Origin of the sequence: Paenibacillus glycanilyticus (assembly GCF_051200795.1) — a bacterium.
Lineage (GTDB): Bacteria > Bacillota > Bacilli > Paenibacillales > Paenibacillaceae > Pristimantibacillus > Pristimantibacillus glycanilyticus.
In genome coordinates, this window is record NZ_CP195155.1 from 1,379,796 (window position 1) to 1,398,690 (window position 18,895).

Sequence of the window (18,895 nt, forward strand, 5' to 3'; positions counted from 1 at the left end):
AATTTACTTTTTACAGAATGAGTATGTCCTATTCGCTTCATTTCGGCATTCCGCGTCTCGGAACTTTATCGTCTATCGGAAAATGCTTAAATTATTAATATAAATAACAAAAATAGGGTATTTTCAATTTGCGTATAGTCGTCTATATTGAGAATTATTCAGGCCTTCCCCGTCATGTCAACGATCGGAGAAGGTCTTATTGCGCTCGGCAAATGGACAAATGGAGATGATAACGTGGTAGTTTTCATTTCGCTTATTTTCATTATTGCAGGAGTTATGGGATGGCTGTTCCCTTCTTTGAGTTGGCATATGAAGCATGGCTGGGCCGTGGACGGCAATTCGGGTCCAAGCGATAACTATATCTTTTTCAGCAGGTTCGGAGCCGTAATCGTACTAGGCTGGGGAATTTATATGCTTATTACCGGAGATTTGGGCAAGCTCAGTTCATAGAAGAGGCGAGGGATTAGGATGAGAAGAGTACCGATGGAACGGCCGACGGACCACTACGATGCCCGTTTATTCAAGATTGACGAACAGCTCTGCGCTTTGCTGGAAGAACGAAGAGAGATTTCGAATCACAACCCGGGGTTTCCGCCCTTCAAGAGCATTGAGTGCTGGGCTGACCGGTATCGCCTGTACCCGGATTTGTTAAAGTCCTTATTTAGCCTGTTATTGAATGAAGAAGTTTATCTGCCGCTGGTTGAGCCAGCGGGCTTTCGCAAGCATCTGCACGTTCTCCGGTGCGTAGAGAGCGGAGACAAAGTCTATACGTTGTCCGGTATAAGACAATACGAGAACGCAAGCGTCGTAAACTTGAGCATACATGGGGACTACCGGGAGCGTAACAATGAAGCCATGCGCACGCATACTTATATCGAGCTGGAGCTAGGCGATGGCTATCATTGTTATATCGAACAAGGAACAAGCACCGGGGGCAACTCCGCTTATGGCTTTGTTGTTTCTCCCGCGCTGCCGGACGATCTTGCCGGTATCACCTTTGCATTCCGTGAATACGAGAGGCCGTTAAAAAGGAAGCCGACGGGCGTAGAGATTGTTTTTCGGATGGAATAATAGACAATGGCCTTACTGGGGAAGTTAACCAGGGAGGCTAGGAATATGAAATGGATAATGTCCTTCATTGTGGCTATGCTGCTCCTTTTTCCTGGGAATGGGGCGGATGCTAGGCCGAAGCAAGAAGCCGTTCATCAGATGATTAATGCGCTATTGAGACATAAGTACGATCTGGCGCAGAGTTATCTCGCCAATGGCGTGAAAATGCCGGAAATTAGAGAAGATAGTCCGATCATTCAGATGGAAGGTCTTCCAGCGAGGAAAAAGGACCATCGCATCCTTATCGGATATTTCCGGGATGAAGCGTTTAAGAGCAAACGTATTGCATTTATTTGGGAGTTAACGATAAAACAGGATCGAATTATCCGGCTTGATGCCCTATACGATGGAGCCAATCCGCTTGTTAATGAAAATAAAGCCGTAAGGGAATACAGGAATCAGTTCGACCGTCATGTCATGGTACCTGGGCAGTTTCCTTTCGAGGTACATAAGGTGCAGGGTGAGATCATAGGCCGGAGGATTGCATTGCAATACGAAGATGATGCGAATGATCGGTTTCTTCTTATTCAGGCGGAGCCGGTTCGGCCAGGAAGGCCAATCCTGGATTGGCCTAAGCCAATGAAAGCGAAGGGAAGTTATGAATCCCAGCTTCAAAAAGACGGAATGCAGTACATGGTGACTCTTGGGCACAGGAGATGGCTGAGTCATGTTAAACCAGAGGACTTAGGCGATGTTATATCGTCCATGAAATGAAGAAAAGGCCTTACCGGTCTAAATCCGGTAAGGCCTTCTTTCATTATTGCTAGCGCTCGAGCGCGTCGATTCCAAGCGCGATCGATCCGCATAGACCGGCGTTGTCGCCAAGTCCAGGCGGCACGATATACGAATCAATGCCTTCACGCAGCGCTTCGTGCGAAGCGTAGCCGTTCAGGTTCTTCTGTACTTCCGCGCGGATCAGCGGGAACAGCTGCTCCTGATGCATAACGCCGCCGCCAAGAATAACCTTCTTCGGAGACAGCAGCAGTATCGCGCTGGAGATGGCTTGGCCGAGATAGAAAGCTTCCATCTGCCATGCCGGATGGTCCTTCGTCAGCGCGTCAGCCTTCACGCCCCAGCGTTGTCCGATAGCGGGACCTGCCGCCATGCCCTCCAGGCAGTCGCCATGGTAAGGGCAGAAGCCTGCAAACGTATCCTCCGGGTGTCTGCGGGTAAGCACATGGCCGCCTTCGGGATGCAGCAGCCCATGTACAAGCTTGCCTTCCGTGTAAACGCCAACGCCAATACCGGTACCTACCGTGTAATAAAGCGCGCTGTTAAGACCTTTTGCCGCGCCCCATTTGGCTTCGCCAAATGCCGCCGCGTTTACGTCCGTGTCCCAGCCGTAAGGAACGGGAAGCTCACGCTTCATCGTGCCGAGGAAATCATAGCCGGACCAGCCTGGTTTAGGGGTTGTCGTAACAAACCCATAGGTAGGGCTGGCAGGATCAATATCGATCGGTCCAAAAGTGCCGATACCGATAGCTTCAACCTGCTTATCGCGGAAGTAGTTCAGGACCTCGCGCAGCGTGGAATCCGGATGCTCGGTCGGCAAGCTGATCCGTTCTTCGATTTCACCGTGTTCGTTGCCAATCCCGCATACAAACTTTGTTCCGCCTGCTTCAATTGCTCCAATACGCAAGTTCGTTGCCTCCTTAAAAGAATTGCCACACGAACGGCCTCGTTTTTGACCGTACGTGGTAAATCTTGCTTCGTAAGCTGCAGTCTGTTATTCGTGCGAAATAATAAGCTCAAGCTGGCCGCGAAGCGTAAAGCTTCCGAAGCCCAGCGGAAGAATGAAATGATCGCCTTTTTTCAGCGGGTAGCTGCCTGTGGAATTCTCCAGCTCGCCAGTTCCGTCGAGGACGCTGCAGATCGTAAATTTAGCAGGCTCCGGGAATGCCGATTCGCTGCTCGTATTCCATTTTTGAACCGTAAAAAAGCTGTTGGATACAAAGGTAGTTACCTCGGTACCGCCAACGGTTTCCGTGGAGAAGGATGTCTCCGCATCCACATGAGGCACGGTAGTGACTTCAATGCCTTTGTCCAGATGAAGCTCGCGGGTCGTGCCTTTATCGTCTTTCCGGTCATAATCGTAGATCCGGTAAGTGGTGTCCGAGCTTTGCTGCGTTTCCAGTACTTGAATGCCTTTGCCAAGCGCGTGGAGAGTGCCGCTAGGAACATAGAAGAAATCGCCCGGCTTCACGGTTACCTTCGTCAGAAGCTGATTCCACTCGCCTGCGTCAACCATTTGCTTGAATTGCTCTTTGGTAGCCGCGGAATGGCCGTAAATAATTTCAGCCCCGGGCTCGCAGCCTAGAATGTACCAGCACTCGGTCTTGCCAAGCTCGCCGTTCTCGTTCACCTGCGCATAGGCATCATCCGGATGCACCTGTACGGACAGGTCATCCGATGCATCGAGGATTTTGGTCAGCAGCGGGAATTTAGCCGCCTTGGAGCCGAACAGCTGCGGCTCTTGCTCCCACAGCTCGCCAAGCTTAAGCCCTTTGTAAGGACCGTTATGAACAACGCTTTGACCGTTAGGGTGAGCGGATACCGCCCAGCATTCCCCGGTACGGTCAGACGGAATATCGTAATGGAATTGCTCTCTTAATTGCTTGCCGCCCCAAATTCGTTCTTGAAATACAGGTTCCAGGAAAATCGGTTGATTCGCCAATCTTGATCCCTCCAAGTCATCGATTACAACTTTACTAAACTTGACAATATAAACATCTGTAAAGTAAATTGATTATAACATAGGAACAGAGGAAGTTGAAGAATGCCGCGACCAAAAAAAATATCCATGCAAACGATCGCCGATAAGCTGGGCATATCCCGCAATGCGGTTTCCTTGGCGCTATCTAATAAGAAGGGAATCGGGGAAGAGCTGAGGCGTCAAATTATCCAGACCGCGCAAGAGGTTGGTTATCCGCTGAACGACGGCCAATCTTCCGTTAGCGCGCCGGTCCTCGTGCTGGTACCGGAGAGGATTTTGAGCCATGAGGATAACGAGCATTTTTTGTTTTATCATGATTTGATCTGGGGACTGGACAGCCGGCTGCAGGAGGAAGGCTATAGCGCGGTAATTGTACGAATCAGCATTGCCCAGGAAGAGGATCGTATCCTCCCCGAGCTGGTTCAGCATATCGACTATCAGGGGATTATCGCTTTTGGCATATTAGAGAAGGATTATATCTTGAAAGTGCAGCAGACCCTTACAAAACCGATGCTGCTGTTTGATTCCTATTACCGGGATATTGAGGCGTCCGCCGTGACTTCGGCTAATATTGAAGGGGCAAGCTATGCGGTGAATTCTCTAATAGAAGCGGGTCACAAGCGGATCGGCTGCATAGCGCCGGTTAACTTGACGACCAGTCATGAGGAGCGGTGGTTTGGTTATACGAAGGCCATGTTGGAAAATAACCTGCCGCCAGACTTTTCCCTATGCCTGCTGGAGTCGGAGGGCTTTGGCCGGACGCAAGAGGAACTGTCGGCTTATTGCGACCGGTTCGGGAAGGGAGAATACCCGACGGCTGTGTTCTGCGGGAATGACCGGATTGCTCTATTGCTCATGAAAGAGCTGGAAAAGCGGGACATCCAGGTACCCGGCGATGTATCGGTTATCGGCTTTGACGGGCTTGCCATGTCCGCGGAGACGAATCCTCCGTTAACGACGATGGCGGTCAATAAAAAGGCGCTATGCACCGCAGCGGTCGAGGTGCTTGGTCAAATGCTCCGGCAGCCAGACAGTCCCGTTGTGCGCTGCAGTGCCGCGCCTGTTCTTCGTGTGGGGGGCTCTGTCAGATGTCTGGCATGAGCCTTTTTTTTATGTTTACAAGCTTGCTCCGCTATTGCGCTCGAAAGCGACGATCCACTCGCCTTGCGTGGCGGCATAACCGGTATCGCCTTCTACAACAAGGCCGTACAGGTTTTTTACATCGAGGAACTCCTGGCGCTCGCCGTTAACAAATTCTAAAGTAATGTAATAATAAGTATGGGACGAATGACTGACGTGGCCATCATGGTTATGGGAGCTCTGCCTCACGTCCATTCGTTTGGATACGACTTTAGCGAAAGTCGACTCTTTGGGAGAGGTCGCATTTTGCACATACTTAGCGCCGCGGTAAATGACGGTACCGATGACGATAACGAATCCGATGACGATAACGATGGGAATAATAGTGATCATTAGATCAAATCCCATGGGTGATCCAAAGCCGTTGTTCATTCCTTGCTCCTCCGATGCTTCCACGATATGGATAATAAGTATCGTTGATTGTACGCAAGGAAGAGAAGAAAAGTTGCACTTGATCTTGCAACATCGAATATGTTATAAATGGAATATGACTGAATGACCGGAATTGAATTTTGGTCATTTTACGAAGATTCATGTCCGGAGAAGGAGAGGAGATTGGCTCATGTCCATTGACCGCAAAGCGTTAATATTGAAGGCAGCGACGCAGTCGTTTGCGCAATTTGGCTATAAAGCGACCACAATGGATCTGGTGTCCAAGATCGCAAGCGTAGGCAAAGGCACGATCTATACTTTTTTCAAGACGAAGGAGGAGCTGTTCGAAGCGATTCTGAACAAGGCCGAGATCGAATTGAAGGAAGCGATGAACTGCGGTTTCGATATGGAAGGCCGTGATCGTTCATTTATTCATAGTGTGTTCAGCCTGCTTGATTCTATCCTCGAATTCCGTTCGGATCATGAGCTGTTCGTGAAGCTGGCTCAGGAGGTTAGGGACATCGGCACTGTCCAGGCGCTGGAGGGGATCCGGCGAATGGAGCTATTTGGGCTTGAGTTTCTGAAGCAGAAGCTGGACCTTGCGATTGAGAAAGGCGAAGTCAGGGAATGCGATACGACAATCACATCCTATATGATCTTCCGCTTGTATCTGGGTCTTGCAACGGAATGGAACAAGTCGCATAGCGAGCCGCTTACCAAAGAGCAGATTAAGGAGAACATCGCAATGCTTATTACCAAAGGCATTATGAAGGAATCCCGATCTTAGAAAATTCCAGCCTGTAAAGGGCTGTTTTTTTGGTCCAAAATGACCAAAATACGAATTTAGTCAGTTATTCAACCGAAAGAAGGATGTGTGAACATGAGGCCGATTCAAGTTTTTCTCAAGGACATGAAGACTTTGGCGACCAAAAGAATGCTGCTGCTTTCTTTTATTGGCGTCGCCTTGCTTCCAATGCTGTACAGCAGCATATTGATTGACGGCTCGATGGACCCTTACGGCCAGACGAGCAAGCTTCCCGTAGCCGTTGTCAACCTCGATAAAGGGGCGACTTATGAAGGGAAGACGATGAATGTCGGGAAAGACTTCGTTGAGGAGTTGAAGAAAAGCGATAATTTCAAATGGGATTTCGTAAATGAAGAGCAGGCGAAGGATGGCATGGAGCATAACGATTATTACATGACCATCACCGTGCCAGGCAATTTCTCGGAAAATGCGGCAACCTTAACGCAGGAAAATCCGGTTCAGGCGGAGCTGATTTTCGAGCCGAACAGCCAATATAACTTCGTGGCCGGTCAGATCGGTAACAGCGCCATGAAGGAATTGCGATCGAAGCTTAACACGCAAATTACCGAAGCGTATACCCGCAGCATGTTCGAACAGGTGGGTACCATCTCCGACGGTCTGGGCAAAGCGGGAGAAGGCGCAACCGAATTGAAGGACGGAGCGGGCAAGCTGGAGGACGGCATAACCACGCTGAAGGAAAATCTCAATAAGCTGGCCAGCGGCACTTCCGAGCTGAGCGGCGGCGTATCCAAGCTGTACGATGGCGCAACAAGCTTAAGTCAAGGTACCAGCCAACTGTCGTCCGGCGCATCGGGCTTAGCCGGCGGCTTGGGGCAATTGTCCGCGGCCGAGCAGCAGCTCGAAGACGGAGCTTCGCAGTCCAAAGCTGGCGCAGCCCAGCTGGCGGAAGGATTAAAGGCTTCGAAAGACGGCGCGGCTGCGCTGAAGCAGGGATTAACCGCTTCTTCCGCGGCAAGCGGTCAGGTAGCTGACGGTGCGGACCAGGTTGCAAAAGGACTCGAGCAGCTGATGGCTGGATCGCCGGAGCTGCAGGATAACGAGGCGCTAAAGCAGCTGCTAGCGGCAAGCAAGCAGGTCGCAGCAGGCAGCGCGCAGCTGAAGGAAGGGCAAGAACAGCTCCTGGCTGGCAGCAGCAAGCTGGCGCAAGGCCAAGAGCAATTATATGCAGGCGCCAATTCGCTTAGCAAAGGCCAGGAAAAACTGGCTTCCGGCCTTGAGACCTTTGGCGGGAAGCTGAAGGAAGCGGGAACCGGTGCAGAGCAGCTTGCTGCGGGCGCAAAAGCCGCAAACAGCGGCGCCGCCCAACTGAAGGATGGACTTGGCAAGCTGTCCGGCGGCGTAGAAGGCATTGCCGACGGCTCGAAGCAGCTGGATCAAGGCGCAGGACAGCTGAAGGACGGCTCGGCGCAGCTCGTGAACGGCTCGGGCGAGCTGGCTACGAAGCTGAATGATGCCGCTGCCGAGACCGGCAGCATCAAAGATGGCGACAATATCGTAAACATGTTTGCGGAGCCGGTTGTCGTAAAAGAAAACACGGACCATAAGCTTGACCGTTACGGACTTGGTATTGCTCCTTACTTCTTGTCGCTGGCGTTGTTTATGGGCGCGCTTGTTTATACGACGGTATTCTCGGTGCGCGATTCGTACACCTTGGGCGCATCGCCGATGGGCCGTTTCATGAGCCGCACCTTGACGTATGTAAGCATAAGCCTTTTGCAATCTTTGATTGCCGATGCCGTACTCCTGTACGGATTGAAGATTGACGTAACAAGCGTACCGCTCTTTGTATTCTTTACCATTCTTACAAGCCTGGCGTATACGTTTATTATTCAAGCGCTTGTTACTTGGCTGGATAATCCGGGACGCTTCCTGGTCGTTCTGCTGATGATCTTCCAGCTGACCTCAAGCGCGGGCACCTTCCCGCTTGAGCTGCTGCCGGATTGGATGCAGAAGCTGAACCCTTGGCTGCCGATGACTCATGCGATTACCGGCTTCAAGACGATTATCGCAAGCGGCGATTATGCCCTGATGCGCGAGCAGATGCTTGTCCTTGGCGCATTTGCCGTCGTGTTCCTGGGCCTTACCTTCCTGTACTTCAAACGTCAGTCGAAGAGCCCTGCCGAGAATATCACGACAGCTGTGTAAGGATAGGGACTGGATAGCTATCTAGTAATTAACATGGAACATGCAACCACGTGCCCTTTTCTCTTACTAGTAAATCGGTTACTATAAATAGAATAAGTAGATAAACGAAGCGGCCGTCATTTGACGGCTTCTTTTCTTTTTTTCGCATGGGAGAGTGAGTACATTGATATCGTTCTACAAAGATGATTACCGGCGGTCGCCGATGATCGGAATATGGCTTCTGCTGCTTGTAAAATCCGTCCTGTTCCGGGTGTTCCTGTTCGGAGAGCTGCAGTGGAACGGCCTGCTGGCGGATGCGGCGGCCTGGCTGGGACTGCTCCTTATCGTGGAGCTAGTTACCGCCGCAAGATGGAGAGGGATTGCTTATTGGGCGGTGAATTTGATTGTTTCCGTTCTGCTCTTTGCGTCAACCGTCTACTTCAGTTATTACGGCTCCGTGCCTACGTACACGGCGCTCAAGGCGCTTGACCAAGTCAATCAAATTCAAGACAGCGTCGAATCGCTAATTAAGAGTATTTATTATATTTATTTTCTGGACCTTGCGATTCTAGCAATCTTGTATATCGTTCGTTTGATCCGAGGAACCCGGGTACCGGGACGAAAAAGAATCGGCCAGCTTCGTCTCGTCATTGGAGGACTTCTGATCTGTATCGCAGTATCCGGAAGCCTGGTTTATGCCGGGAGCGATATTCCGAATGAACTGGAGCAAGCCGAAGGGCTGGGCTTTATCGGATATCAGGCGGCTGCGGCCTGGAATAACCAGAGCGAGAAGGCGATGGCGAGCAGCGGCGATATCGAACAGACCAAGGTGGATATTAACGAGCTGATGTCTTCTTATTCTTATCAGGATCAACCAGGGAAGCCGGCTATTCAATTCGGAACCGCACAGGGGAAAAATGTGATTGTTGTGCAGATGGAAGCTTTTCAGAACTTCCCGCTTCATCTGTCCGTTGGCGGAACGGAGCTGACGCCCGTGCTGAACAAGCTGGCCGACGAGAGCTATTATTTCCCTCATATCTATCAGCAGATCGGCCAGGGCAACACCTCGGATGCGGAGTTTATGTCGAACACCTCGATTTATCCTACAGGCGAGATTGCCATGTCGACGGGTTACGGCAACCGCGAGCTGCCAAGTATGCCGCGCATGCTGGAGAGCAAAGGGTATGAGGCCAACACGTTTCACGTAAACGATGTGACGTTCTGGGACCGGAATAAGCTGTATCCGGCGCTTGGTTTTAATCATTATTATGACAAACCGTTTTATACGAATGATCACTTTAATGCGTTTGGCGCATCGGATGAGGAGCTGTACCGGGTTGCCGTAGACAAGCTGCAGGCGCTGCATGAGCAGAACAAGCCGTTTTACGCGCAGATGGTAACCGTCTCCAGCCACTTCCCGTTCGAGGTGCCGAAGGACCGGACGGATTTGACCCTGCCGGCTTCCATGGAGGGAACGCAGCTCGGCAATTATTTGCAGGCCGTTCACTACACGGACTATGCGCTTGGCACGCTGATTGACCGCCTGAAGGCGAACGGCATGTGGGACGATACCGTGCTTGTTGCGTATGGTGACCACTTTGGCCTGCAGCCGGAGAAAGCCAGCGCGGCGGAGATCAGCCAGCAGCTGGGCATTCATTACGATGACCGGCTCAGCCGGTTCAACATCCCTTTGATCATCCATGTTCCGGGTCAGAGCAGCGGCCATGTCGTGGACCAGCCGGGCGGGCAGCTTGATATTATGCCAACGCTCGCGAATCTGCTGGGCGTGAAGCCGGGGGACGAAGGCGTCGTTCCATTCGGGCATGACCTGCTGAACATCAACCATAACGTATTTGGCATGCGGTATTATCTGCCGACAGGATCGTTCTTCAACAACGATATCCTGTTCGTTCCGGGTAAAGGCTTTGACGATGGCACAGCCTATTCGCTGAAAACAATGGAGCCGGTTCAGGACTTCGCGAAGTACAAGAGCGACTACGACTACATCATGAAGCTGATGAGTTTGTCGGACCAGTATGTCCGGCAGTTGCCTAAGAGGGCTCCGTGAGGGGAATTGTAGTTTCGTCTCGACGAAAATGAATCTCCTTCCGGTCGCTGTTGCTTTCACTTTGCCTTGAACGATGTTCTAGATGATGCAAAGTGAAAAGCAAAGGCGAGCACTCCGTTCCTCCAGGAGATTCATTTTCTTGTTCCTTTCTACAATTTTATTAAACCACAAAGGGCAGCCAGTATTTGGCTGCCCTTTGGTTTAAAGAAAAGGGGAAAATCCGGAGAACAGAAAGATGCCAATCGCGATACCAATGATGCCCGAGATTCTACCCATAACGAGCGCGGCATCGCTAGGCTCTGCATTCTTGAACCGCCAGCCGTATTGCATGTACCAGCCCGCCCTCGGATACAAAAGATTGAGAATTCCCAAAACAATAAAGATCACGCCAACAAGCTGGAACATAGAAGCTCCTCCATTTCGTAATGGAACGGTTAACCATCCAGTAGTTGATCTAATCATAATGCAGATGGGATGTAATTGGAATAAAAAGGGGCAGCCCAGATTCATTGGGCTGCCCTATTCTGCTTACTCCCACCGTCGGAGCAGGAGGAGTGAAGGAAATGTATCTCCTGGAAGAGTGGAACGCTCGCCTTTGTCATTCTGAATTCTCGTTATACGAGTAAATTCAATAATTCAGAATGACAACAGCGACTGGAAGGAGATACATTTCCGGAATGACGGACATAATCCGGCACCATTCCGCCATCCCTCCCTTAATTCTGCTCCCGACGGAACCCTTCTTCTTTCATGTATTCCTCTACTTCGCCATACGCTTCAAACGCCATCTCCAGATTAAGACCGGAGTAGACGTACCACATATCGTCTTCCCATTTAACGGTCAAGCTTTGATTGTCCTCGTTGGTCCATAGCTGGTCTTTCTTCTTGCGGTTACGCGACGGCTTGGGAGCGGGCTCTTCCTCGCGTACGGAAAGCGAATCGATCGATTGGCGGAGCAGCGTACGAAGCTGCAGCTCGTTGTAGTCGCGGATATTGATCATGCCCTTTTCGTCCTGGCTGAAATTGCGCAGCAGCCCGGCATACACGAAGCCGTTACCGTTCGGGTGCAGGTGGTACACGACATTTTTCCGGTCATATAAGCTGTTCTCGAATTGGAAGTTCACGCGCCCCAAAGATACATCACTGCGAGTTAGCTCCGGGAACGATTCAATAATAGTCAGCTTTTCGTCAAAAGTTAACATAACATCCTCCATCATCTATCCAAAATGTGCTTCGGCTATTATAGCACAAGCGTCTGCCGCATACGAAGCGGCTATCCCGACTGTGCGCGGGAACTAAAGAGGCATGCCCCGGATTAGTCACCGCCACAAAGTTACCCCCGGCTCGTTTACTCCTCGCGCAGCTCTGACCTAAGATAAGGGAAACGAAGGGAGCGAGAGAGCATGAAGCAGGATCATACGTATTATTTGAAATATTGCATAGAGGTGTCCCGCAGGTCGAGAGAGAACGGCAATACGCCCTTTGGCGCGATCCTTGTGAACGAGCGGGGCGAGATTGTGCTGGAGCAGGAGAACGTCGAGCTTACGGAAAGACGGTGCACCGGCCATGCCGAAACCGCGCTCATGGAGAAAGCCTCCCATCAATACGAGCATCATGACCTGTGGAACTACACCCTCTACACCACCTTTGAGCCATGCGCGATGTGCTCGGGTGCTATCTATTGGGGCAATGTCGGAAAAGTGGTCTACGCCGCGACGGAGGAAGCGCTGCTGAAGCTGACGGGCGATCACGAGCAGAATCCGACGTTTAATCTTCCTTGCCGGGATATTTTCGCCAAAGGCCAGAAGCCGATTGAAGTGATTGGGCCCTTCCCCGAGCTTGAAGAAGAGGTTGTGGCCGTACACAAAGGGTACTGGGACTAAAATCTAACAGAAGCTGCCGGACGGCCGCCCTAACGGGAGGTCGTCTTTTTTGTCCTTGCCCCGCATAAGCATGTAAAGGTACGGGCTTACGAAGCAAGAATTACCACAACTGGCCTAAACATGGCCATTAGTGTGGCAATTCTTTGGTCTATGCTTACGAAGCAAGAATTACCACAACTGGCCTAAACATGGCCAATTGTGTGGCAATTCTTTGGTCGATGCTTACGAAGTAAGAATTTCCACAAATGACCACGATAAGGTCATTTGTGTGGCAATTCTTTTCAGGAGGCGATGGAAGTGACGAAATGGGGACGAAGGGGTTGGATGCTTCGGTCACTTGGCCTGAGCCGACAGCAGCTATGGTCTAACCGCCCTTTTGCGAAGGTGAAGCGGGTCAGCTGGGGCAGCAAAATTTCCGCTTCGGGCAGCGCGCCAAAGCCATGGGGATCAAGCAAATGGAAGTCACCGCGAAAGCCAAAGTCAGCGGGTAACTGGGGCGGAATGTGGCAGCCGCGCAAACGGCCGGTAAGACCGCCCGGAAAAGGCATCAAAACGATGAGCATCAGCTCGGTAGGAAGCGGAGGCGGAGGAACGAGGCTGAAATCCGGCAAACGGCGCACCAAGCTATGGATTATCGTCACTGTGCTTATTCTTCTTATTGGAACCCTTCAATCCCTTGTTTATATCGAAAAGCATCTGCGTCCGCCTCTTATGAAGGTTGCCCAGCTGCGGATCAAGCAGGTTGCTACGCAGGCGATTAATAAGGCCACGACGGATGAGGTTGTCAGCAATGCCGATTTCGAGAAGCTGATCGATTGGAAAATGAACAGCGACGGCAAAGTATCCGGCTTTATGCTGAACTATGCCGAGCATACGAAGATCCGGTCGGAGACGATCAAGACGGTACAGGCAACGCTTGATGAGCTGAAGGAGATTCCCGAGCATATCCCGGTCGGCAACGCGCTTGGCAGTGCGCTGATCTCGACGTACGGTCCAAGAATTCCGGTCAAGTTCGAGCCGGTGGGAGCCGTGAAGGTGGACCTGAACACGCGCCAGACGAATGCCGGCATCAATATGATTCTGATCGAGGTGTACATTCATATCGTATCCGAGGTTGCCATTATCGTGCCGTTCGAGACGGATCCGCAAATCGTGGAGACGGAAATTCCGATCTCGTATCTGCTCGTTGTTGGCGACGTTCCCATGTATTATTACGATAATGAGGGCAAGGCGGTTGGCGAATCCGCGCCAAATGCTCCGAATATCTCGCTGCCCATGTCGAAGGGCCAAGGAGTTACCCAGCAGTCGGACGGAAGCATGCTGAAAGAGCAGCTGGATTCGGGCGAATCTCCGCTGCCTGCAAGCAGCGGCAACAATTCGGCTAATAACGCAGGCAACGCGAATGCAGCCAATGCGGGAGGCGGCGGATAAAAAGAAAGGGGCATCCCAAAAGGTCCGGTCGAATCGGCCTTCGGGATTGCCCCTTTTATCTGTTTGCTGCTTTTAACCGGTTCCGCTCATCCTGTTCCCACCGTCGCAGGAGCGGATAAGGATCAAATGCCCATTCGATAAGCCCGCGGTCGCGATAAACCCCGTAATGCAGATGCGGCGGGAATTTGCCTTGCGTTCCGGGCTTGCCGTATCCGGAGCTGCCGACCCAGCCGATCGTTTGGCCGGGTTTTACAATCGTACCGATGCCAATGGTCTTATCGAATCCGGACAAATGGGCGTAATAGTGATAGTAGTTGTTCAAATCCCGGATTCCGATCCGCCAGCCTCCGTAAGGATTCCAGCCTTTTATCTCCACGACGCCATAGCAGGTGCTGCGGACGGGAATGCCGTGATTGGCGAAAATGTCGGTTCCTTCGTGAGTCCGCCGTCCTCCCCAGCCGCGGGCATTGCCCCAGGTGCTGCGGTACGAATAATTGGTTCCGACCGGGACGGGGAACGCATGCTCATACAAGTCCAGACGTCCGAAGGTAGCGTAAATATTGGAAAACTGCTGAATACGCTGCACAGCCCTGCTATTATGGTAATATTCCCATACGCCAATGGAGAAATCGTCTTCCGTAGACCCGCCATACTGAAGCAGTCTGTTCGCTACGGAATAGAGCAGGTCGAGATCGTTGTTGCGGTCGGCAAAGCCGTCCCCGTCTCCGTCGCGGCCAATGCCGTTGAACCACTGAATCGAAGCCGGTACGTTATCGGACGAATCCGGATTAAGCGGGCCGGCCCATTGCTCCTCGTCGATGTAGATGCCAACGATACTGCCCAGCTGAGGGCGGGCTTTTGGCCGGGCTTTGGACAACGTTCGCTCGTATTGGTCAACGGCAGCGATACGGTACCAAGGAATGCCGGTAACGGTGCTTAGCCTGTCGTAAAGCTGCTGTCTGCTGGTTAAGGAATCAACCTCTCCTTCCGAAGATTGGGTTTGAGCAGGCTTAGCGTTACCGGCATTTGAGTTCGCGTTTTTTTGAATCGGATTTGCATAGCCTGTATGCCCGGATATTAGCATGGAAGCGACAACGGCAGCCAAGGCAATAGAAAAAGTCTGTTTCAATCGTTCCACCCTTTCGAAAGCTCGAAGCAATATTCGTTATGTTTTGCAAATCATTGGATTTTATCCGAACTATGCTATAATAAACGGTGAGATTCGACTGTCCAATTGAAAGTGAAAGCAGGGAATTCCAGATGAAATCAAACAAAGAAAAATTGAAAAAGCCGGACTGGCTTAAAATAAAGCTTACAACCGAAGGCAACTACACCGAAATCAAAGACATGATGCGCACCAAAACGCTGCATACCGTCTGCGAGGAAGCGCGTTGCCCGAATATTTACGAGTGTTGGTCCAACCGTACGGCAACCTTTATGATTTTGGGGGATATTTGTACGCGCGCCTGCCGCTTCTGTGCCGTGAAGACAGGCCTTCCTACGGAGCTTGATCTGCAAGAGCCGGAACGCGTAGCGGAAGCAGCGGAGCAAATGGGACTTCGCCACTGCGTAGTAACATCCGTTGCCCGCGATGATTTGGCTGATGGCGGCGCTTCGATTTTTGCGGGAACGATCAAGGCTATCCGCGAGCGGATGCCATTCACTCGAGTAGAAGTGCTTATTCCCGATTTTATGGGTAACGAGGAGTCGCTGAAGGTCGTTATGGATGCGAAGCCGGACATTCTGAACCATAACATCGAGACCGTTGAGCGGATGTCGAACCGCGTGCGCGCGAAAGCGAAATACAGAAGATCCCTGGAGCTTCTAAGACGCGCGAAGGAAATGAATCCGAAGATTCCGACGAAATCCAGCATTATGCTTGGCGTTGGCGAGACTTACGAAGAAGTATTGCAGGCAATGGATGATCTTCGTGCGGTAGACTGCAACATTCTGACGCTGGGTCAATACTTGCAGCCTACGCCGAATCACATGCCGATTGAACGTTACGTGCACCCGGATGAATTCAAAAGCTTGAAGGAAGAGGGCTACAAACGCGGATTCCGCCATGTCGAGTCGGGGCCGCTGGTACGGAGCTCCTATCATGCCCATGAGCAGACGGATTCGGCTGCCGAGGCAGAGGAACGCGAGCTTAGCAACGTATAGCTTCTATTGGGGAATTCGAAAGAGGGGAAACGGAATTGATCCAAATTGGCGGCAAAATATATGAACTAATCCATGAAAATCGCAACGGCTGGAACGCGGATGCGTTCAAGGATCGTTACAGCGAAGTTTTGGAACGCTACGATTTTATTATTGGCGACTGGGGTTACAGCCAGCTGCGCCTGAAGGGCTTTTTCCGCGATAATCATATGAAGGCAACGAAGGACAGCGCGTACTCCGGAATGTCCGATTATATTAACGAATACTGCAATTTCGGCTGCCCGTATTTCGTTCTGGAGAAGACCGGTACGGCTGCAAAATCCCCGGATGAAGAGGCGGGAGATGAGCAGGAAGCTTCTTCGAAACAGGATACTTACGAGCAGGACAAGACTGATGCCGAGGACGAGCAGGAGGTTGGCGCTTCCTCGCTTGCGGATGCCGTACTGGCTGGTGCCGCGGCAGCGGCAAGGGAAAGCGCGGCTGCGGGCAGAGGCGGCGGACGTCACGCTGAGGATTCCCAGCAGCAACAGCAGCAGCCATCCCGACAGCATGGCCAGCATCATCAGCAGCGCAGCGGGAAAGATCAGCACCGCAGAAGTTATCGTTCTAACGGCAAGAAGCCGATTAGACCGGCTGCGAACAAGGATGTTGCCGCAGCATCCGAGCAAGCGGCGGTTCATTCTCCGTCCGGCCCTAAGCGAGAGCGGGGAGAACGCGGAGAGCGGGACAGAAACAGGGAGAGCAACAAAGTTAACAACCGTGATAACAACAGGGATAACAACCGAGATAACAACCGGGATAACAACAGCAACAAAGAGCAAAGCAGCCGTCCATAAACATAACGAAAGGGCTGTCCACAGGTCATCGAGACCAGTGGACAGCCCTTTTTTATATTGGAAGGGCTTCGATAGAGGTTTTCTCACATATCAACAAACGCATCGCGGACGCGGTTCCAGAACGGGAACGGACGGTACCTTGCAAAGCTGACTTTGCGGGTAGAGACGCTGCAGCGGATGGAGCGGATATCGGTCCGTTGAAGGCTGAGATGATCAATCGTAAGCAGCAGACGTTGCTCCTTTTTCGAGATAATATCGCAATGATGATGCTGCGGCAGCAGGAACGACGATCCAAGCGTCCGGTACACGCGATTGTTAATCGATGCGATCTCTGCTATCTGCAGCGATTCAATGGACGGGTGAACGATAGCGCCGCCGACGCTCTTGTTATAAGCGGTGCTCCCTGACGGAGTGGAGATGACAATCCCGTCGCCCCGGAACATTTCGAAAGACTCATCGTTAACGCTAAGCTGTACGACAAGGGTAGCGTCAACGCCTTTTAACGTGAATTCGTTTAATGCCAGGTAATAAAAGTTCTGCTCATCGGTTTCCACCGCGATTTCCGCAAGCGGATAACGGACGAGATGGGGCGTTTCTTCCGCCATCAAGGTGACAAGCGTCTCTAATTCATCTGCTTTCCAGTCGGCGTAAAAGCCCAGATGGCCCGTATGAATACCAACAAAGGATACATCGGTTACCCGGTCGGTATATTTGTGGAAAGCCTGGAGCAGCGTTCCGTCTCCGCCAATGGACACAATGATGTCCGGCATGTCGTCATGACGCGTGAGTCCGCGTTCTGCCGCCAGTTGATGGAATCGCTCCGCCAATGATTTCGATAATTGATCGCCACGATCGATGACTGCGTATTTCAAGAAATTTAAACCCCTTCCGGCCTATTGCAAAGATACTATGATGATATAGGAATATGGCTTCAAATTCAACGCCGATACAAAAGTTTAAGGCGCGAGCCATCCCCACAGCAGATAAACGAGAGCAACGGAGATAAAAGCGTGAGCAAGGCGGGCCAGCATAAGCGGCATGTATCGCAGGTCCGTACGGCTTAGCAGGCTGAGCACCTGGGCATGCACGGAAAGCCCTCCCCAGGACAAAATCCAAGCGGCTATAGCGGCCTGATGCATCAACCCGGTACCTGCTTCCCCCGCAGCCCGCGCGCCAAGGGTGACCTCGAATAAGCCAAACACGACGGCGTCGGCAAGCTTTGCAGGAAGCCCAAAGGCGCCGAATAATAACCGCAGCCCTTCGGCCAAAGCCTCAACGATGCCCGCATGAGTGAGCAGCTCCATCACGACGGAGAAAAAAACGACAAGCCCGCCTACAACCATCATGAGGCGCAGCGCGGATTGAATGCTGTCCTGCAGCAGCTTGCCGAGGCTTCGGCCATCCATAAGCCTGGCTTCATGCATCGCTTTGGTTGCTTCAACCAGCCGGGAGCTCCGGCGTGAAGGCATTCGCCTTAGAGATTCGGTAACCGGCTCGTGGCGGTCATGGAACCGCATGAGAAGTCCGATAATAAAAGCTCCGCCATAGTGGGCCGCTGCAAGCACGGGAGCGAGTGCGGCATTATGGAAAAAACCGACCGACACCGCACCGATCAGAAAGATCGGATCCGAAGTTGTCGTAAAAGCGACAAGTCGCTCGCCTTCGGCGCGTTTGACAAGGCCTTGCTCCCATAGTTGGGCGGTAAGCCTTGCCCCAACCGGATAGCCGGATACATACCCCATCGTAACGACGAAGCTTCCGATGCCCGGCAGGCGGAATAACGGCCTCATCAGCGGATCGAGCAGCTTGCCGAAGAAATGGACAATCCCGAAGCCGAGCAGCAGCTCGGAAATGACGAAGAAAGGGAAAAGGGCCGGGAATAAGACCTGCCACCATATCGATAATCCCCGCAGCGCCGACTCGAGAGTTTGGGAGGGGAACACGGCCATCAGTAGGACGATGAGCAAAGCGATAAGGCCGGTTATCGAGGCCGGCCGGGTAAGCGTTCGGAGCATAGATGCGTCCTCCTTTGGACTTTGGGACATGCGGAAAAGCAAAAATGTACAACCCCTACATGAGGTATATGAAGAAAGGTGGACATCCATCACTACAGGCTGGTTTTAGCTAAAGAAAAATTTTTTCATAATTCTAAGAAAACGCTTGCAAAAAGGGCTGGACGGTCCGTTTTTTTATGTTACAATGGAGTTACCTTTGAAGGCTTGGAGTGATGAT

The 18,895-nt window shown here is 51.8% G+C and carries 19 protein-coding genes; 11 read left to right on the forward strand and 8 right to left on the reverse strand.

What is annotated here, in order from left to right; all coding sequences use genetic code 11:
• The first annotated feature begins 234 nt into the window (after positions 1-234).
• The 3 genes from ACR9FF_RS06250 to ACR9FF_RS06260 are packed head-to-tail and all read left to right on the forward strand — an operon-like array spanning position 235 to position 1,824.
• Positions 235-450, forward strand: coding sequence for a DUF6199 family natural product biosynthesis protein (locus tag ACR9FF_RS06250; protein ID WP_127490921.1), 216 nt, complete (start codon positions 235-237; stop codon positions 448-450).
• An 18-nt stretch (positions 451-468) separates the two neighbouring features.
• Entirely contained in the window at positions 469-1,071 is a 603-nt protein-coding gene (locus ACR9FF_RS06255; RefSeq protein ID WP_435169749.1) for a hypothetical protein, read from the forward strand.
• A 45-nt stretch (positions 1,072-1,116) separates the two neighbouring features.
• The gene (locus tag ACR9FF_RS06260) at positions 1,117-1,824 is read left to right on the forward strand and encodes a hypothetical protein (protein WP_435169751.1); all 708 of its coding nucleotides are present in this window, start codon (positions 1,117-1,119) and stop codon (positions 1,822-1,824) included.
• A gap of 49 nt (positions 1,825-1,873) precedes the next feature.
• Here the strand turns inward: ACR9FF_RS06260 and ACR9FF_RS06265 are convergent, their stop codons facing one another.
• Entirely contained in the window at positions 1,874-2,749 is an 876-nt protein-coding gene (locus ACR9FF_RS06265; protein WP_435169753.1) for an ROK family protein, read from the reverse strand.
• 87 nt (positions 2,750-2,836) lie between these two features.
• Positions 2,837-3,784, reverse strand: coding sequence for a mannose-6-phosphate isomerase, class I (manA, locus tag ACR9FF_RS06270; protein ID WP_435169755.1), 948 nt, complete (start codon positions 3,782-3,784; stop codon positions 2,837-2,839).
• A 102-nt stretch (positions 3,785-3,886) separates the two neighbouring features.
• Here manA and ACR9FF_RS06275 point away from each other — a divergent pair, with 102 nt between their 5' ends.
• The gene (locus tag ACR9FF_RS06275; protein ID WP_435169757.1) at positions 3,887-4,924 is read left to right on the forward strand and encodes a substrate-binding domain-containing protein; all 1,038 of its coding nucleotides are present in this window, start codon (positions 3,887-3,889) and stop codon (positions 4,922-4,924) included.
• Between the two features lie 15 nt (positions 4,925-4,939).
• Here ACR9FF_RS06275 and ACR9FF_RS06280 read toward each other — a convergent pair whose 3' ends face one another.
• Entirely contained in the window at positions 4,940-5,335 is a 396-nt protein-coding gene (locus tag ACR9FF_RS06280) for a DUF2500 domain-containing protein (RefSeq protein ID WP_201006122.1), read from the reverse strand.
• Positions 5,336-5,525: 190 nt separating this feature from the next.
• Between ACR9FF_RS06280 and ACR9FF_RS06285 the strand changes: the two genes are divergently transcribed.
• The 3 genes from ACR9FF_RS06285 to ACR9FF_RS06295 all read left to right on the forward strand — a co-directional run bounded on the left by ACR9FF_RS06285 (position 5,526) and on the right by ACR9FF_RS06295 (position 10,353).
• On the forward strand, positions 5,526-6,122 hold the full coding sequence (locus ACR9FF_RS06285; RefSeq protein ID WP_127490908.1) for a TetR/AcrR family transcriptional regulator: 597 nt from the start codon (positions 5,526-5,528) through the stop codon (positions 6,120-6,122).
• 93 nt (positions 6,123-6,215) lie between these two features.
• Positions 6,216-8,306 carry a YhgE/Pip domain-containing protein gene (locus ACR9FF_RS06290; RefSeq protein ID WP_201006127.1) on the forward strand — a complete coding sequence of 697 codons (2,091 nt, stop codon included), beginning with the start codon at positions 6,216-6,218 and terminating at the stop codon, positions 8,304-8,306.
• Positions 8,307-8,508: 202 nt separating this feature from the next.
• A complete protein-coding gene (locus ACR9FF_RS06295; RefSeq protein ID WP_435172047.1) occupies positions 8,509-10,353 on the forward strand; it encodes an LTA synthase family protein in 1,845 nt (614 codons plus the stop codon).
• 201 nt (positions 10,354-10,554) lie between these two features.
• On the opposite strand, the gene ACR9FF_RS06300 is transcribed toward ACR9FF_RS06295, so the two are convergent.
• The gene (locus ACR9FF_RS06300; RefSeq protein WP_435169760.1) at positions 10,555-10,758 is read right to left on the reverse strand and encodes a DUF6199 family natural product biosynthesis protein; all 204 of its coding nucleotides are present in this window, start codon (positions 10,756-10,758) and stop codon (positions 10,555-10,557) included.
• Between the two features lie 311 nt (positions 10,759-11,069).
• Complete coding sequence (locus tag ACR9FF_RS06305) at positions 11,070-11,555, reverse strand: hypothetical protein (protein WP_435169762.1); 486 nt, start codon at positions 11,553-11,555, stop codon at positions 11,070-11,072.
• 201 nt (positions 11,556-11,756) lie between these two features.
• On the opposite strand from ACR9FF_RS06305, the gene ACR9FF_RS06310 reads away from it, so the two are divergent.
• Together ACR9FF_RS06310 and yunB are read left to right on the forward strand one after the other, a co-directional pair.
• Complete coding sequence (locus ACR9FF_RS06310) at positions 11,757-12,236, forward strand: nucleoside deaminase (RefSeq protein ID WP_201006131.1); 480 nt, start codon at positions 11,757-11,759, stop codon at positions 12,234-12,236.
• Positions 12,237-12,533: 297 nt separating this feature from the next.
• Positions 12,534-13,667: a sporulation protein YunB gene (gene yunB / locus ACR9FF_RS06315; protein ID WP_435169765.1), complete on the forward strand. Its 1,134-nt coding sequence runs from the start codon at positions 12,534-12,536 to the stop codon at positions 13,665-13,667.
• A gap of 55 nt (positions 13,668-13,722) precedes the next feature.
• Here yunB and ACR9FF_RS06320 read toward each other — a convergent pair whose 3' ends face one another.
• Positions 13,723-14,751 carry a M23 family metallopeptidase gene (locus tag ACR9FF_RS06320; RefSeq protein ID WP_435172049.1) on the reverse strand — a complete coding sequence of 343 codons (1,029 nt, stop codon included), beginning with the start codon at positions 14,749-14,751 and terminating at the stop codon, positions 13,723-13,725.
• 176 nt (positions 14,752-14,927) lie between these two features.
• Here ACR9FF_RS06320 and lipA point away from each other — a divergent pair, with 176 nt between their 5' ends.
• Positions 14,928-15,830: a lipoyl synthase gene (lipA, locus tag ACR9FF_RS06325; protein ID WP_317981750.1), complete on the forward strand. Its 903-nt coding sequence runs from the start codon at positions 14,928-14,930 to the stop codon at positions 15,828-15,830.
• 35 nt (positions 15,831-15,865) lie between these two features.
• Entirely contained in the window at positions 15,866-16,663 is a 798-nt protein-coding gene (locus ACR9FF_RS06330; RefSeq protein ID WP_317981751.1) for a YutD family protein, read from the forward strand.
• A gap of 83 nt (positions 16,664-16,746) precedes the next feature.
• Here ACR9FF_RS06330 and ACR9FF_RS06335 read toward each other — a convergent pair whose 3' ends face one another.
• The gene (locus ACR9FF_RS06335; RefSeq protein ID WP_201006145.1) at positions 16,747-17,535 is read right to left on the reverse strand and encodes an NAD kinase; all 789 of its coding nucleotides are present in this window, start codon (positions 17,533-17,535) and stop codon (positions 16,747-16,749) included.
• Positions 17,536-17,619: 84 nt separating this feature from the next.
• Entirely contained in the window at positions 17,620-18,678 is a 1,059-nt protein-coding gene (gene ylbJ, locus ACR9FF_RS06340; RefSeq protein ID WP_435169768.1) for a sporulation integral membrane protein YlbJ, read from the reverse strand.
• Positions 18,679-18,895 lie beyond the last annotated feature (217 nt).